Annotated in this window: 16 protein-coding genes; 8 read left to right on the top strand and 8 right to left on the bottom strand. The window is 63.1% G+C overall.

All coding sequences use genetic code 11. The annotated features are described in order from the left end of the window. Nucleotides 1–69 precede the first annotated feature (69 nt). Complete coding sequence (locus AC57B1_RS26895; protein WP_091802526.1) at nt 70–756, top strand: heavy metal response regulator transcription factor; 687 nt, start codon at nt 70–72, stop codon at nt 754–756. Next, a complete protein-coding gene (locus AC57B1_RS26900) occupies nt 753–2,207 on the top strand; it encodes a heavy metal sensor histidine kinase (RefSeq protein WP_408348252.1) in 1,455 nt (484 codons plus the stop codon). The genes AC57B1_RS26895 and AC57B1_RS26900 overlap by 4 nt, the downstream gene beginning before the upstream one ends. On the opposite strand, the gene dinB is transcribed toward AC57B1_RS26900, so the two are convergent. Together dinB and AC57B1_RS26910 are read right to left on the bottom strand one after the other, a co-directional pair. Next, nucleotides 2,174–3,340: a DNA polymerase IV gene (gene dinB, locus AC57B1_RS26905; protein ID WP_496419183.1), complete on the bottom strand. Its 1,167-nt coding sequence runs from the start codon at nt 3,338–3,340 to the stop codon at nt 2,174–2,176. The genes AC57B1_RS26900 and dinB overlap by 34 nt on opposite strands. 71 nt (nt 3,341–3,411) lie before the next feature. Next, nucleotides 3,412–4,020: a hypothetical protein gene (locus AC57B1_RS26910; protein WP_408348474.1), complete on the bottom strand. Its 609-nt coding sequence runs from the start codon at nt 4,018–4,020 to the stop codon at nt 3,412–3,414. 433 nt (nt 4,021–4,453) lie between these two features. Between AC57B1_RS26910 and AC57B1_RS26915 the strand changes: the two genes are divergently transcribed. Further along, a complete protein-coding gene (locus AC57B1_RS26915) occupies nt 4,454–5,437 on the top strand; it encodes a hypothetical protein (protein WP_496419184.1) in 984 nt (327 codons plus the stop codon). A 106-nt stretch (nt 5,438–5,543) separates the two neighbouring features. Here AC57B1_RS26915 and AC57B1_RS26920 read toward each other — a convergent pair whose 3' ends face one another. The 3 genes from AC57B1_RS26920 to AC57B1_RS26930 form a co-directional block, all read right to left on the bottom strand. After that, nucleotides 5,544–6,122 carry a YceI family protein gene (locus AC57B1_RS26920; protein WP_408348259.1) on the bottom strand — a complete coding sequence of 193 codons (579 nt, stop codon included), beginning with the start codon at nt 6,120–6,122 and terminating at the stop codon, nt 5,544–5,546. A gap of 47 nt (nt 6,123–6,169) precedes the next feature. Further along, the gene (locus AC57B1_RS26925; RefSeq protein ID WP_496419185.1) at nt 6,170–6,745 is read right to left on the bottom strand and encodes a YceI family protein; all 576 of its coding nucleotides are present in this window, start codon (nt 6,743–6,745) and stop codon (nt 6,170–6,172) included. A 118-nt stretch (nt 6,746–6,863) separates the two neighbouring features. Further along, nucleotides 6,864–7,418 carry a cytochrome b gene (locus AC57B1_RS26930; protein ID WP_408348265.1) on the bottom strand — a complete coding sequence of 185 codons (555 nt, stop codon included), beginning with the start codon at nt 7,416–7,418 and terminating at the stop codon, nt 6,864–6,866. Nucleotides 7,419–7,647: 229 nt separating this feature from the next. On the opposite strand from AC57B1_RS26930, the gene AC57B1_RS26935 reads away from it, so the two are divergent. Then, on the top strand, nt 7,648–8,664 hold the full coding sequence (locus AC57B1_RS26935; RefSeq protein ID WP_408348267.1) for a GGDEF domain-containing protein: 1,017 nt from the start codon (nt 7,648–7,650) through the stop codon (nt 8,662–8,664). 133 nt (nt 8,665–8,797) lie between these two features. Beyond that, the gene (locus tag AC57B1_RS26940) at nt 8,798–10,048 is read left to right on the top strand and encodes an arsenic transporter (RefSeq protein ID WP_408182020.1); all 1,251 of its coding nucleotides are present in this window, start codon (nt 8,798–8,800) and stop codon (nt 10,046–10,048) included. 51 nt (nt 10,049–10,099) lie between these two features. Here the strand turns inward: AC57B1_RS26940 and AC57B1_RS26945 are convergent, their stop codons facing one another. Then, the gene (locus tag AC57B1_RS26945) at nt 10,100–10,345 is read right to left on the bottom strand and encodes a hypothetical protein (protein ID WP_496419186.1); all 246 of its coding nucleotides are present in this window, start codon (nt 10,343–10,345) and stop codon (nt 10,100–10,102) included. A 541-nt stretch (nt 10,346–10,886) separates the two neighbouring features. Between AC57B1_RS26945 and AC57B1_RS26950 the strand changes: the two genes are divergently transcribed. The 3 genes from AC57B1_RS26950 (at nt 10,887) to AC57B1_RS26960 (ending at nt 13,381) form a co-directional block, all read left to right on the top strand. Then, the gene (locus tag AC57B1_RS26950) at nt 10,887–11,180 is read left to right on the top strand and encodes an EF-hand domain-containing protein (protein WP_091802493.1); all 294 of its coding nucleotides are present in this window, start codon (nt 10,887–10,889) and stop codon (nt 11,178–11,180) included. Between the two features lie 135 nt (nt 11,181–11,315). Beyond that, nucleotides 11,316–12,029, top strand: a complete 714-nt coding sequence (locus tag AC57B1_RS26955) for a response regulator (RefSeq protein WP_408300809.1) — start codon at nt 11,316–11,318, stop codon at nt 12,027–12,029. Continuing rightward, entirely contained in the window at nt 12,026–13,381 is a 1,356-nt protein-coding gene (locus AC57B1_RS26960; protein ID WP_496419187.1) for an ATP-binding protein, read from the top strand. The genes AC57B1_RS26955 and AC57B1_RS26960 overlap by 4 nt, the downstream gene beginning before the upstream one ends. A gap of 117 nt (nt 13,382–13,498) precedes the next feature. Here the strand turns inward: AC57B1_RS26960 and AC57B1_RS26965 are convergent, their stop codons facing one another. Together AC57B1_RS26965 and AC57B1_RS26970 are read right to left on the bottom strand one after the other, a co-directional pair. Further along, complete coding sequence (locus tag AC57B1_RS26965) at nt 13,499–13,765, bottom strand: hypothetical protein (protein WP_408348276.1); 267 nt, start codon at nt 13,763–13,765, stop codon at nt 13,499–13,501. Between the two features lie 264 nt (nt 13,766–14,029). After that, nucleotides 14,030–14,977: a phosphatase PAP2 family protein gene (locus AC57B1_RS26970; protein WP_496419188.1), complete on the bottom strand. Its 948-nt coding sequence runs from the start codon at nt 14,975–14,977 to the stop codon at nt 14,030–14,032. Nucleotides 14,978–15,020: the final 43 nt, after the last annotated feature.

Genomic DNA, 15,020 nt, shown 5'->3' on the forward strand with positions numbered 1-15,020 from the left:
GATCATGAATGGCGCGGACGCAGGGGGGCGGCGAGGCGTTTCGTATAATGCATAGACAAGGGGACGCGCATGAAATTGCTGATTGTTGAAGACGAGCACAAGGTGGTGGACTACCTGCGCTCCGGTTTGACAGAGCAGGGCTGGGTCGTCGACGTCGCACTCGACGGCGAGGAAGGCATGCATCTGGCCACCGAATTCGATTACGACGTGATCGTCCTCGACGTGATGCTGCCCAAACGCGACGGCTTCAGCGTGCTGAAGGCACTGCGCATGCGCAAATCGACGCCGGTCATCATGCTCACCGCGCGCGACCATGTGAACGACCGCGTGCGCGGCTTGCGCGAAGGCGCGGACGACTACCTCACCAAACCCTTTTCGTTTCTCGAACTGGTCGAACGGTTGCACGCGCTGGCGCGGCGCACCCGTTCGCAGGAATCCACGCTGATTTCCGTGGGCGATCTGTTCGTCGATCTGATCGGCCGGCGCGCGACCCGCGACGGCGTGCGCCTCGACCTGACCGCCAAGGAATTCCAGTTACTCAGCGTGCTGGCGCGCCGGCAAGGCGACATACTCTCGAAGACCGCGATTACCGAACTCGTCTGGGACGTCAATTTCGACAGCCATACGAACGTGGTCGAAACCGCGATCAAACGATTACGCGCCAAACTCGACGGCCCGTTTTCCTCCAAGCTGCTGCACACCGTGCGCGGCATGGGGTACGTGCTCGAAGTGCGCGAGGAGGCGGAGCAGTCATGAACCGTTCGATCGCCCGGCGCCTCGCCATGATGTTCGCGTTCGTCGCACTGTTCGTGTTCACGCTGGTCGGCACGGGGCTGTTTCTGGTGCTGCGCACGCAGCTCGAACATCATCTGCGCGAGTCGCTCGACGATCGCACGCAGATTGCGCGCATCATTGTCTATCACGCGGTCACGCCGGAAAAATGGCGCATGGCACGCGAAAAACTCACTGACATGACGCCGCACGACGGCAGCACCGTCTATGCGGTGTCGAGCACCGATCCTTATTTCCATTACGGCAAGCTGGTGGACGGTCCGGTGGTGACGAGCTGGCCGGGCGGCTATACACGCGTGACGCCGGCCGGCGGCGGTCAGGACATGCTCACCTCCACGGTGACGATCCCGGCCTACGGCGCGCGTCCGCCTGTTCAATTGCAGGTGGCCGCGAGCTACTCGCCCAACGTGCGCACCATGCGCGTGTTCGGCTCGGCACTCGCCGCGCTGTCGGCGCTCGGCAGTCTTGCTGTCCTGTTGCTCAGCTACTCCGTCACCCGGCTCGGTCTCGCGCCGCTCACGCGTCTCACGCGCGACGCGTCCGCCGTCAGCCCGAACAATCGCTCGCAGCGTCTGAACACGGCCGCGCTGCCGCTCGAATTGAGCGACCTGGCGAATTCCTTCAACGGCGCGCTCGAGCGGCTGGACGGCGCCTACGGCCGCCTCGAATCGTTCAATGCGGACGTGGCTCACGAACTGCGCACGCCGGTGACGATTCTGATCGGCCAGACGGAAGTGGCGCTGACACGCAATCGTTCCGTCGACGATCTGCGCCATACGTTGCAATCGAACCTCGAAGAATTCGAGCGCATGCGCGCGATCATCAACGACATGCTGTTCCTCGCCCGCGCCGATCAGGGCGAGCGGGCGACCGGTCTGGTCGAAGTGTCGCTGGCCGCGGAAGCCGCGCACACGCTGGAGTTTCTCGAGATTCCGCTCGAAGAAGCGCGAGTGCATGCGCAATTGCGCGGTGACGCCGTGGCGCGCGTGAACCGCTCGCTGTTCGGCCGTGCCTGCACGAATCTGTTGATGAACGCCATCCAGCATTGCGAGCCCGGCGCGGAGATCAACGTGACGATCGTGAATGAAGAGGATCAGGTGCGCGTCGCGGTGGCCAACCCCGGCGCACCGATTTCGCCGGACGTGCTCGAACATCTGTTCGACCGTTTTTATCGCGCGGAGGTCTCGCGCACCAATAGCCGCGAAAACCACGGGCTGGGTCTCGCGATCGTGAAAGCGATTGCGGAGATGCATCGCGGTAAGGTGTCGGCGCAAAGCGCGCACGGCATCAACACCTTTGCGTTCTCGGTCGCGGCGCTGCCGGTCGAAGCCGGCATGCGGCCGGTGCGGGCGAACGCAAGCGCCGCGGCCGGGCCGGCGGATTATTCGTCGCTGGTGAAGGGCAAGTCGGCCTGAACCGGCAGCCGCCTTTGCGGCGGCATCGCGTTGGCCGGGCTCAAGGCGCTCACGCGCACACCGAGCAGCCGCAGCTTGCGGTTCAATTCCACTCTGCGCAGGCATTCGGTTGCGGCGCGGCGGATCTCGGCGGCGTCGGCGGTCGGCGCATCCAGCGTCAGATCGCGGGTGACGGTGCGGAAATCGTCGTAACGCAGCTTGATACCCACCGTGCGACCCACGTAGCCTTTGCGCACCAGATCTTCCGCCACCCGCACGCACAAGCCGGTAAACGAGTTCGACAACGCCGGGCGGTCGTGACGAGGATGCAGATCGCGCTCGAAGGTCGTTTCGCGGCTCATCGACTTGGGCTCCGATTCGACCACCACCGGCCGCTCGTCCTGGCCCTGCGCGACCTGCATGAGCCACGCCGAGTAGCTGCGCCCGAAGTGGTCCTGCAACAGTCCCGCATCTGCCGCCGCCAGATCGCCGACCGTGGCGAGACCGAGCGCGGTCAGCTTTTCCGCGGCCTTCGGCCCGATGCCGTTGACCTTGCGCACGGCGAGCGGCCACACGCGCAGCGGCACATCGGCCGGCGTGAGGATCGTGAGTCCGTTGGGTTTATCGAGTTCGGAGCCGATCTTCGCCAGCAGCTTGTTCGGCGCCACGCAAATGGAGCAGGTGAGTCCGGTGGCCTGATTGACCGCCTGCTTGATGCGCGCGGCGGTCTCGCGCGGCTCGCCCGGCACGTCGGTCAGATCGATATAGATTTCGTCGATGCCGCGGTCTTCGATACGGTCCGTGAAGGTGGCGACCGCCGCCTTGAAGAGGCGCGAGTAGTGGCGATACGAGTCGAAGTCGGTGGGCAGCAGGATGGCGTCCGGCGCGAGCATGGCCGCCTTCATCATGCCCATGGCCGAGAACACGCCGAGTGCGCGGGCTTCGTAAGTGGAGGTGGTCACCACGCCACGGCCCGCGTAGTCGCGCAGCCTCGCGAAACGGCGGGTGCCGTCTTCGAGCGTTTGCGGCACGCCGCTGCGGCCGCCGCCGATCACCACCGCCTGGCCGCGCAATTCCGGATAGCGCAAGAGTTCGACGGACGCGTAGAACGCGTCCATGTCGAGGTGCGCGATGTGGCGGCCTGCAGAACTCATGGGATGGAGAAAACGGATGGCAACAAAGGCCAAACCGTAATACTACCTTGCTCTGCCGCCGCAAGGACTGCTCAGAAGCGGTAGCTCACGCCGATCTGCAGCACCGGATAAACCTTGTAGCGCTCCACCTTGTCGCTGATCTTGCGTTCCTGCTCGTCGATATTTGCCTGCGTGGTGAACATCGAATAGATCGCCGGCACGTTATAGGTAGTGCGCGGACGGCCGTAGGCGACGCCGAGATCGAACGTCAAACCGAATCCCTTCGAAACCGGCTTATGGCCGTACCCAATGCCGAGATAGGGCATGACGCGCGGCAGCGTGACCGTGGCGGACGGCGCGTCGGCCACGGCCGGCACATAGTCGTCGCCGATCTTGTAGTTGCCCTGTGCGTTCGGCACGGCGTGGGCGCTCAGTTCGTCGTCGTTGATCAGCGCGCCGGCCGTGACGCGAAAACCGCTGGAGCTGAACGGAAACAGGTCGAGGTACAGGCCGCCCTGCAAGAGCTTGAGATGGCCGTCGTACTCGTTCTCGTTGACGTTGACCGAATGCGACAGTCCGAAGCCTTCGAATTCCGCGTGAACGCCCGCCCATGAACTCAGCGGCAGTGCCGCGCCTACACCGGCGCCGAGCGATCCGCCATGCACATACATCTCCTGCGCCTGTGCTGTTCCCACCATCATCGTCGCCAACACCGCGACCACAGCCGCATTTTTTACCAGTTTCACCGCACAGTCTCCCGACAAAGGATTATTTCCGTGCTGGCGACTTTACGGTTTAACCGAGCGGTTCAAACGCATGAATAGCGGGTATTTATGGCAGCTCTTCTCGCTCAAGTTTTGAGCTCCGGAGAAAACGGAATTTATGACGCGTAAAACATGCCGAACACGCGATTGAATCGCACGCGACATGAAAAATAGCCCTGTTTTCAAGGGCTATTCGATGAATCGAACCGTGGCTGCCGCTTCGATAATCACATCCGCAGAAGACCCGTTCGCCACGCACACGGCACTCGAAAAAACAGGTCTATTCATCTGATAAATGGAGCGCATCGCGCTTCGTCTTGCGTGGGTCGTGATCGTGTGCGCGACCGGCTTTTCTGGATCTGGAGCAGTTATGTTTTCGTCTCAAACCTCGCGATCGTTCGGCGCCGCAGTCGTTGTGGCCGCAACGGTTTTATTGAGCGCGTGCGGTGGCTCGGGCGGCGGTAGCACGAGCACCAGCAGCAACGTGCTGAAACTGTCGTCGGCGGTGCAAAGCGAGCACGTCGCCCGTTATGCCGGCGCGTTCGGCATGCTGTCCGGGCCGGGCGTCGCGGTGATCTATACCTCGGTGGTGCAGTCGCTGGTGAGTGGTGTCACGGCCGGTACGCCGAATAGCACGACCGCTTGCCCGGTAGGCGGCTCGATCAGCGTGGCCGCGCAGAGCGCCGGTGCGAGCGGTCTGCAGAGCGGCGAAACCGCGACCGTCAGTTTCAATCAATGCGTGGGTCAGGTGAAGGCGCCCGGCGTATCGAACAGCGCTTCCGTGACAGGCGCGGTGAGTGTGCAGATTCAGAGTTCGCGGGGTGTGGTCGGCAATGCGTCGAACGACTGGTCGTACAGCGCCGTCGAAACCGCCAATGCGTTGACACTCACCTCCGGCAGCAGCACGACTGTGGTGAACGGCACGGTCAGCTTCACGATGAGCTATGACGCGAAGACGGGTGTGACCACCACCACCGCCAGCGCGCCGACGGTCACGCTCGAGCGTTCGCAGCCGGCGGGTTCGGGCAATGTGAGCGGCACCATCACGATCACGTCGCTGACCTACTCGCGCGTGCACGGCACGGATCCGGTCACCGACACCCTCAGCACGAGCGGCAATATCAATGTGAACGTGGCGGACGCTGTGATCGCCTTCAGCGTGACGACGCCGACGCCGGTCACGATCAGCGGCGGCAACGTGCAGGCGGGCGTAATCCAGTTGTCGACGAGCGATACCGTCGAGACCATCACGCCGAAAGACGCGTCGACGGTCGGCATTACGGTGACAGCGAATGGTCAGACGGGGAATTACACGGAAAGCGTGGATACGTTCCGCGCGCTCGTGAGCGGCTGAGCGACGGAACCGGCCGACGTACACAGGTAGGGGCGGGTTGCGGCGACATGCCGGTACAGAGACCGGTTGCCGCAACCGCCTGACGCCGGCCTGAAAAGGCAGCGGTTTACTGCTTGATGCCTTCGGCCTGAATGTGCAGCGTGGTCTGCATCTTGAAGCCGTAGGCCTTGCCGAAGTCGACGCCGAAGTCGTCGCGATTGAACGTCGCGGTCGATTCCGTGCCGCACACTTCACGCTTGAGCATCGGGTTGACAAAGCACTTGAACGATTCGATCTTCAGATTGACCGGCTTGGTGATGCCGTGCATCGTCAGCGTGCCGATCACTTCCACCGGCTTGTCGCCGTCGAAGCGGATCTGCGTGCCCTTGTAGGTTGCGGTCGGATACTTGGCGGCGTCGAAGAACTTGTCCGTGACCAGTTCCGCGTCGAGCTTGTCGTTGCCGATATCCACCGAGCTCATGTCGATCGTCACGTCCACCGTGCCGGTCTTCGCCGCGCGATCCAGCACCACGCTGCCGCTGCTCTTCTTGAACTTGCCGCGCCAGACCGAAATGCCGCCGAAGTGGTCGGTCTCGAAGCTCGGGTAGGTGTGCGTCGGGTCGAGCTGGTACGTGTCGGCTGCCATGGCGTTAAAGGACAATGCGGCGGCCAGCGCGCCTGCGGCGAGCAAAAGTTGTTTCTTCAAGGTGTTCTCCAGGTTTCAGAAAGTGTGGCGACGCTTCGGTGTCGGGGTTATTTCTTCGAAGCGACGAGGTGAAATTTAATGACGACTTCGTCGGCGACCACGGAGGTGTCTTTCCATTCGCCGGTGCCGACATCGAATTGCGAGCGCTTGATCGGCAATGCGCCGTCGAAGGTTTGCGTGGCGCCCTGGCTTGCAATGGTGACGGGCACCACCACGGTTTGCGACTTGCCCTTGATGGTGAGCTTGCCGGTGATCTTGTACTGATTGCCGCCCGCCGGCGCGATCGCGCTGGAGACGAAGGTCGCGGCCGGGTAGGCGGCGCTGTCGAACCATTCCTTGCCCTGGGCCTGCTTGTTGTAGTCGTCGGCGCCGAGGTCGTAGCTGCCCGTGTCGATCGACACATTGGCGCTGCCGGCGGTCGGTTTGGCCGGATCGAAAGTCAGTTGCGCCGAGAACTTTCTGAACTTGCCGTCGACGGGCACGTTCATCTGCTTCGTGGTGGCAATGACAGTGCTCTTGCTCGTATCGACGTCGGCGTGCGCGAAGCTCGCGCCGAACAGCGAGAAGGCCGTCACGCCGGCGAGCGTGACACGGTGAGCGGAGAGATAAAAGTTTGATTTCATGGTGGTACGCATCCTATCGAACCCGCGTGCGTTGATTGCGCACCGCTGGGAATTAGATTGCCAACAAGCCGTTGCCAATGACCTGCGGTCCGTCTGCTATGAGTTGCCTGCCGGTCAGTTACTTGAGGAACGGAACCATCCGCGCGAGCAATCCATCGCGGTCGAGGAACTGATGCTTGAGCGCCGCCGCCACATGCATTGCAACGAGGGCGAGCAACGTGTAGTTGAGCAGCACGTGGACGGTGCGCAGGCTCGCCTTGAGCGCCTGATCCGGGCCGATCAAGGTGGGCAGCGGCACGATGCCGAGATACACCACCTGAATGCCGGCAGCGGAGCTATAAAAGTAGCCGGACAGCGGAATGGCCAGCATCAGCACGTACAGCACGGCGTGCACGAGATGCGCGGCGGCCTTCTGCCAGGCGGGCGTGGCGCTGTCGAGCGCCGGCGCGCGGTGGGTGGCGCGCCACAGCACGCGGGCCACGGCGAGCACGAACACGGTCACGCCGATCCACTTGTGCCAGGAGAAATATTTGAGCTTGGTGGGCGTGAAACCGGGGATATCGGTCATGATCCAGCCGATATAGAAGCCGCAGATCATCAACGCCGCGATCAGCCAGTGCAAGGCAATGGCGGCGCCGTGGTAGCGGTCTGGTTGGACAGGGCTGGATTTCATTGTGTCGCGCTCGTGGGGCGTCGGCGATAACCGACGAATGCAGATAAATGCAGATGAAGTGCGGATGGTAGGGATGCCAATGAAAACTGAATAGGCATGCAGAAGAGAACACATTGTTGTAACCGTGACGCTAATGTCGCTGGAATAACGCTCGGCGGCGGCCTTAACGGGTCGCGCGACAGGGCGTTGTGGTAATTTGCCGGCTGAACCGCGAGGAGAGTTGAGGCCAATGAACAGAATCGATAACAACGCTGTCGCGCTCGGCGCGGATTTTCTGCGGCACGACACGGCGCCTGCCGCAGCCGGGGTGGAAGGCTACCTGGAGCACGACGCGGCGGTCTACCGCACGTTGCTCGAATCGACCAGGGCGATTCCCTGGAAGATCGATTGGGCGACCATGGAGTTCGCCTATATCGGCCCGCAGATCGAAGCCCTGCTCGGCTGGGCGCCCGCTAGCTGGAAAACCGTGCAGGACTGGGCGGCGCGCATGCATCCGGACGACCGCGACAAGGTGGTCGAATTCTGCGTGGCGCAATCGAAGGCCGGCACCGATCACGAAGCCGACTATCGTGCATTGACGAGCCGGGGTGAATACGTGTGGCTGCGCGACGTGGTGCATGTGGTGCGCGACGCGCAGGGCGAGGTGGAATCGCTGGTCGGCTTCATGTTCGATATCAGCGAGCGCAAGAAGACCGAGGAGAAGCTGGCCGCGCTGCAGCGCGAACTCGAGGCGCTGTCGTTCAGGGACGGCCTGACGGGCGTCGGCAATCGGCGCGCGTTCGACGCCAACCTGCAACGGGAATGGAGCGCGGCCTTGCGACACGCGGCGCCGCTCTCGTTGATCATGGTCGATATCGACTTCTTCAAGTCCTACAACGATTACTACGGGCACGTGCAGGGCGACGAGTGCCTGAGGCGGCTGGCCGGCGTGCTTAGCGGCGCGGTGCGGCCGGGTGACTTCGTCGGCCGCTTCGGCGGGGAAGAGTTCGTGCTGATCCTGCCCAACACCGGCGCCGAGGCCGCGCGCCAGGTGGCCGAGCGTTGCCGCGAGCGGATTTCCGCCGAGCAGATCGCGCATGAGCGCTCCCCGTTCCGGCAGACGGTGACGGCCAGCTTCGGCGTCGGCACGACGATTCCGGCAGAGGCGGGCGACCCGGTGGCCTTCGTCAACCTGGTGGATACGCAGTTGTACAGCGCGAAGGACAACGGGCGCGACTGCATCGCCGCGGTGAGCCGGGTGGGATGAAGCGCGGCCAACGGCTTCGCCGCAGGCGCGCAACTTGCTAAAGTGAGCGCCTGCGGCCGCCGGCTCATGGTGCGGCTGCGAGGCGAGGGCGAAACCCCGTGCTCGCACTGATCAAGAATCCAGGGCTTACGTTGTGAATTCCATTTTTCTGTCTTGGGGCATTGCCGCGGTCGCCACGGCGGGTGTCATCACGCGGCCGTTCAAATGGCCGGAGGCTGTCTGGGCCGTGGCCGGCGCGTTGCTGCTGGTGTCGCTCGGGCTATTGCCCGTACATCTGGCAATCGAGGCGATCGGCAAGGGCACCGACGTCTATCTGTTCCTCTTCGGCATGATGCTGCTGTCGGAAGTGGGCCGCCGTGAAGGCCTGTTCGACTGGGTGGCCGTGCTCGCGGTCAATCACGCCCAGGGTTCGCCGCGCAAACTGTTCCTGCTCGTCTATCTGGTCGGTGTGGTGATCACCGCTTTTCTGTCGAACGACGCCACCGCCGTCGTCCTCACGCCGGCCGTGTTCGCCGCCGCCAAAAAAGCGAAGACGGATCCGTTGCCGCTGCTGTTCGTCTGCGCGTTCATTGCCAATGCGGCGAGCTTCGTGCTGCCGATCTCGAATCCGGCCAACATCGTGCTGTACGGCAACCACACGCCGGCGCTCGGCGCCTGGCTGCTGCGCTTCACGCTGCCCTCGCTCCTGTCGATCATCGCGACCTACGCGATGCTGCGCTGGACCCAGCGTGAGGCGCTCGCCGGCACCTGCGAGGCGAATCTCGAACCGCTCGAACTGTCGTCGAGCGGGCGCGTGGCGCTGGCGGGCATCGCGGTGACGGCTGCCGTGCTGCTGACGGTCTCGGCATTCGATGTCGCGCTCGGCTTGCCCACCGCGATACTCGGCGCGCTGACCGCGTTGATCGTGCTGATCCAGGAGCGCAAATCGCCGCTGCCGATGATCCGCGAGATCTCGTGGAGCGTGCTGCCGCTCGTCGCCGCGCTGTTCGTGCTCGTCGAGATGCTCGATCACACCGGCGTCATTACGGCGCTCGCCCAACTGGCGCAGCGCGCCGCGCAACACGACGAACTGGCCGCGGCGGGCTGGGCCGGCAGCATCATCGCGATCGGCAGCAATCTGATGAACAACCTGCCGGCCGGGTTGATCGCCAGTTCGACCGTGATGCAGGCCCACAGCCCGGAGCGCGTGATCGACGCGCTGCTGATCGGCGTGGATTTGGGGCCGAACCTGTCCATCACCGGTTCACTGGCAACGATCCTCTGGCTCAGCGCGATCCGCCGCGAGGGCGAAGACGTGAGCTTCATGAAGTTTCTGAAGGTAGGGGCGCTGGTGATGCTGCCGGCGCTCGTGCTGGCTCTCGGCGCGCGAATACTGACCGGGTGAAGACGCGTGCGCGAGATCTGAATGCGGCGCCGCTGGTTCGAGAGCGCGGCGTCACGACCGGGTGCCGGTGCGATGTAGCGGAGGTTTGGCGCGCAAAACTTCCTCCGCTTCTTCCAGCAGGCGCAGCATTTCCACGAGGCGCGCGACGCGTTCTCGTTGTGACGGCATCAAACACGGTGACACCAAACCACGCAGGCGTTCCTGCCAATAGGACAGGGGAATGCGGTCGCTGGTGGAGATGACCACAAATACGCGTTCGAGGTGGGCGATTTCCTTGTCGATTTCCAGGTGGTTCATCTGATGTTTTCCCCCAAGGGTTACCTGGTGGCGCCGGTTCGGGTCTGTCCGAGCCGGTTTCATGCATGCGCTCGCGAATGCGATAGTTGGACAGATATGTCCAACGAATGGACATTTCCCGCATGATGAATCACGTCCAGCAAGGCCCATTCCGCATTCGTCGGAATGAAATCGCACGCGCTTCTCTCTTTCGTTTGTCTCCTTCAGTAACCGGTGTGCCGACCGCTTTATTCCCGGCGACTCCAAATTCCTCACAACAACGGGAATTCACCAGGCTTTCCTCGCGACGGCATGTCCTATGCTGCTTTCACAGCCGTTTCGGGGTCATCAACCCGTCATCAATCCCGTGAATACATGCACGTCCGGCGCCCATGGCGCGATGCCTTCATCATCGGCTGCGGGTGGGTGAAACGCGTGACATAAGTCGACATGATTGTGGCGTTGCCTTCCGGCGGCGCTTCCTCAAGAATTCGGTCTGTCATCGAAACGGATCGCGGCAAAAGGCAGGCGACGGCCGGTGGCTCAATCGAAGGAATCTGTCATGAAAAAATTGATCGCTATCGTGTTGCTGTGCAGCGCATCCACCGTCACGTTCGCCCAGACCGCCGCGCCTCAAGCCGGCAATCCGCAGCGCATGGAGCGCATGGTGCAGCAGTTGCAAACGCGCTTTGCGAATGCGAATACCACGCACGACGGCAAGCTCACCAAAGATCAGGCCGCCTCCGGCATGCCGATGCTGGCAAAGCACTTTGATGAAATCGATACGCAGAAGGCGGGCTACATCACCCTGCCGCAGATCGAGGCATTCATGCAGGAACGCGGGGCAGCGCACTGAGCCGCGAAGCGATGGGCGGGACCGTAGAGTCGCGGCGCGCGGCGCGGCGCTCACCGGACACGCAAGCATCGGCACGTCATACTCCGATCGTGCCTGATGCCCGACCAACCGCCAGCTGAACCAAGGAGCTTTCGCATGGATCGCCCCGCGAAAATCATCGTGCTCGACGACGAAGTCGAATTGCGCAACATGCTGCAGCGTTTCCTGCGCGGCCACGGCTTCGACGTGAGAGTCGCCGAAGACGGCAAGCGTCTCGACCGCTATCTGGAGCGCGAACCGTTCGATCTGCTGGTGCTCGATCTGATGATCGGCGAAGAGGACGGCCTCGCCATCTGCGCCCGCCTGCGCGAGCAGGGCCAGACCTTGCCGATCCTGATGCTGACCGCGAAGGGCGACCCGCTCGACCGGGTGCTCGGCCTCGAAACCGGCGCCGACGACTATCTCGCCAAACCGTTCCTGCCGCGTGAACTGGTAGCGCGCATCAATGCGCTGCTGCGTCGCCAGAAGATCGCATCGGGCGAGGTCACCGTGACCTCGCAAAGCGTGCGCTTCGGCGATTTCTCTCTCGATGTCGCCAAGCAGCAGCTGTCGCGCGCGGGCGAGTTGCTGGACATTCATTCGGCGCAGATGTTGTTGCTGGTCGCGCTCGCCTCGTCGCCGAACCGGCCGGTGAGCCGCGACAATCTGCTGGCACGCGCGCGGGGCCGCGATCACGATGCGCTCGATCGCAGCATCGACGTGCAGGTGCTGCGGCTCCGGCAGATCGTGGAGGACGATCCGTCCAAGCCACGCTTCATCAAGACCGTGTGGGGCGTGGGTTACATGCTGGCCGCGGACGTCGACTCATGACGCGCTCGCTGCTGCAAAGAGCGCTGCCAAGAACGCTGCTGGCGCGCAATATCGCGCTGCTGATCGCGCTCGTGATGTTGAGCCAGGTGTGCGCGCTCGGCGTGCTGCTGCACTACGTGCAGCGGCCTCGGGTCGAGCGCGCCGCGGCTGTGTTCGCCACGTATGTGACCACGCTCGACAATCTGCTCGCGGCAACGCCACCCAAGGCGCGCGTCGAATTGACGGCGCGCCTCGACGCTCGCGCGCAATTGCCGGCCGAAGCCTTTGAGACGCCGCCGCGGAATGTGGTGCGCGCCTATCGCATCTATCAGCGCGACCTGTTTCTCGATAGCCTGCGCGCGCACCTGCCCGCCGATATGCCGGCGCGCTGGCAGTCCGTGGGTGGCCAGCGCCTGTGGATCCGGATGCACGGCCCGGCCGATGCGCCACAGGCGCCGTACTGGATCGCGCTGCCGGTTCCCGAGGACGCGCAGGGTAATGGACTCGACGCCGCCATCCTGTTGTCGCTCGGCCTGGGGGCGCTGGCCGCGTTGACCGGTTACGTGATCCAGCGCCACCTGAACCGGCCGCTCCAGGAGTTGACGCGCGCGGCGCGCCGCGTGAGCGCCGGTGAAATGCCCGCGCCGCTGCCGACCGACGGCCCCATTGAAATCGCCGCTGTGAGCGGCGCCTTCAATCAGATGACGCAAGCGTTGCAGCAAGCCGAGGCGACGCGCGCGCTGATGCTGGCCGGCATCTCGCACGACATCCGCACGCCGCTCACCAAGCTGCGACTTTCAATGGCCATGGCGATGCCCGACGGCAGCGACAGCAGCTTCGCGGTCGCCGCCGAATCCTATCTGGATCAGATCGAAACGATCCTGCAGCAGTTCATGGATTACGCGGGCAGCGGCGAGCGTGAGCAACCGGAGCCGGGCGATCTGAATGCATTGATCGAACGGCTGGCGGGCGATTTCGCGGGGCTCGGGCACGAGTTCGATCTCTCTCTCGCGAATCTGCCGCCTGTGCCTTATCGTCCGATCAGCATGATGCGGCTTTTGATGAACCTGATGCAGAACGCGATCGTCTACGCCGGAACCGGACTCGCGGTACGAAGCTGGGCGACGCGCGAGGCGGTGTATGTGGCGGTCGGCGATCGCGGCAAGGGCCTTTCGGCGGCCGAGCTGGAGCAGCTCAAGGCGCCGTTCCAGCGCGGCCGCAATGCGCGTTCGCATAGCGGCGGTACGGGATTGGGGCTGGCGATCGTCGAGCGGATTGCGCGGCTGCATGGCGGCAATCTGCAGTTTCATGCGCGCGAGGGTGGTGGGCTGGAGGTGTGGGTCGTGTTGCCTTTCAGTGGCTCGACACGCTAGCGATCGCGACTTCCCGTGTACGGTTCGGGCCATGCCATCTTCCCTGCGCCTCGCCGTCAACTGGCTTACACGTCGCGGGTGCGGCGAGCGGTCGCCTTGCTGCCGGGCGTCCTTTCTTCATTTTCTGTCAAGCCACGCATCGAGCCCGACCCGGAACGCCACGCCCGCGATAACCGGCACCGTCAGCATGAGGATGATGCCGAAGTTCGGAATCTCGTCGCCGTATGTGATCGGACCATAGAGCACGACGGTCGCCACGATCGCGAAGACCGCGACGCCGACGGCCACCATCAGAAGATTGCGCGCCGCAATGGGCATGGCGCGGCGCCTGGCCTGGCCCGGCGTGGCGCTATCAGCGGGGACTTTGTCGTGTTGGGCGGGCATGATGGATCTCGTGACGATAGGAAAAGCAGCGCGGGGAGCATTGGTGAACCGGACTCCGCAAAAGAAGCGCGATGGGCATCATACCAGGGTGTGTGCGTGGCGCGCATTTCATGCCGCGCCAACCACCCACTCCAAGACCACGATCGCCGGTACGAGCGCGGCGATTGCGCTGAACCGGTAGTCCCGTTGATGCAGGAACACACTTAACATCAATATAAGCTGCATTTCCCGCAGCAGGCTAAAAAGCGCGATGCCACGCAAACCTTACGATGTCACGGCCGAAGGAATCTGCTCGGCGGCCGGAACGGCCAGCCGGAAAACGACCCTGCGGACCACGCAGATCACAATAGCGCCGGCGACCAGTCCTGACAGAACGTCGGCCAGGTAGTGGCCGCCCTGCGTGAGCGTCGAAACGATCATTAAGGCGTTCAGCGCAATCGCCATGGGAAAGACATAACGAACGTGACGCAATGCATACGCGTAGCAGAGCGCCAGAATCGTATGCAACGACGGGAAGGAAACCAGTCCCTGCGCTAAGGACAGATTCAGTTCTCGCGCGTGGCCGTTTCTGAAAAGGGCAAAGTCCGACACGGTCGAGGCCGTATTGGGATCGTGAATGCCGAAATGCACGAAGGCGCTTTCAGCCGGAAAGGGCAGAGAGATCAATATCACCAGCGTAGCCGACACCATGAACTGCACGACGAACTCTGCATAGTCCTGTGTGTTGCGGGTCACCGCGAGAATGGCAGGAATGACGAGGAGCTGACACGCGCCGGACTTATAGGCCCAGGCAAGCGCTGTGTGCAGCCACGGGTGCGCCTGAACCCATCGATAGAGATCGGGCCAGTGGAATCCGAGCGCGGCGTCGGCGGCAATGAATGCATGGGTCGCGAGCGGGAAATTCGTCGTCACGCACAGATACTGGAAGACGACGCCGACCTTGCTGAACGTGGCCATAACGGTGAGCCACAAGAACGCGTCGAGCACGTTCCGATAAAACATCGATCTGTCGACGTTTTTGAAAGGCACGCGCGAAACGATCCACAGCACTGCGTCAATCACAACGAGGCCGCAAGTCAGCGCGATGGTTAGCGCGACGCCGCTGCGCTCGAGCCGAAAGCCGATACGGGCCGCCCATATGCAGTCGATCAGCAACATCAGGAAAGTGAACTGCCAGGCCGCCCCGTAAAGCGCGCGCATTTGTTTTGGCATAGGTCTCTCGGATTTTTTTTTGCATTATGCCTGCGATATTAAT

Source organism: Paraburkholderia sp. BGA-UO-ETr-F21 (assembly GCF_059567925.1).

Coding starts and splice junctions, on each gene's coding strand:
- AC57B1_RS26895 (WP_091802526.1), top strand. CDS start 70: ATGAAATTGCTGATTGTTGAAGACGAGCACAAGGTGGTGGACTACCTG.
- AC57B1_RS26900 (WP_408348252.1), top strand. CDS start 753: ATGAACCGTTCGATCGCCCGGCGCCTCGCCATGATGTTCGCGTTCGTC.
- dinB (WP_496419183.1), bottom strand. CDS start 3,340: ATGAGTTCTGCAGGCCGCCACATCGCGCACCTCGACATGGACGCGTTC.
- AC57B1_RS26910 (WP_408348474.1), bottom strand. CDS start 4,020: ATGATGGTGGGAACAGCACAGGCGCAGGAGATGTATGTGCATGGCGGA.
- AC57B1_RS26915 (WP_496419184.1), top strand. CDS start 4,454: ATGTTTTCGTCTCAAACCTCGCGATCGTTCGGCGCCGCAGTCGTTGTG.
- AC57B1_RS26925 (WP_496419185.1), bottom strand. CDS start 6,745: ATGAAATCAAACTTTTATCTCTCCGCTCACCGTGTCACGCTCGCCGGC.
- AC57B1_RS26930 (WP_408348265.1), bottom strand. CDS start 7,418: ATGAAATCCAGCCCTGTCCAACCAGACCGCTACCACGGCGCCGCCATT.
- AC57B1_RS26935 (WP_408348267.1), top strand. CDS start 7,648: ATGAACAGAATCGATAACAACGCTGTCGCGCTCGGCGCGGATTTTCTG.
- AC57B1_RS26945 (WP_496419186.1), bottom strand. CDS start 10,345: ATGAACCACCTGGAAATCGACAAGGAAATCGCCCACCTCGAACGCGTA.
- AC57B1_RS26950 (WP_091802493.1), top strand. CDS start 10,887: ATGAAAAAATTGATCGCTATCGTGTTGCTGTGCAGCGCATCCACCGTC.
- AC57B1_RS26955 (WP_408300809.1), top strand. CDS start 11,316: ATGGATCGCCCCGCGAAAATCATCGTGCTCGACGACGAAGTCGAATTG.
- AC57B1_RS26960 (WP_496419187.1), top strand. CDS start 12,026: ATGACGCGCTCGCTGCTGCAAAGAGCGCTGCCAAGAACGCTGCTGGCG.
- AC57B1_RS26965 (WP_408348276.1), bottom strand. CDS start 13,765: ATGCCCGCCCAACACGACAAAGTCCCCGCTGATAGCGCCACGCCGGGC.
- AC57B1_RS26970 (WP_496419188.1), bottom strand. CDS start 14,977: ATGCCAAAACAAATGCGCGCGCTTTACGGGGCGGCCTGGCAGTTCACT.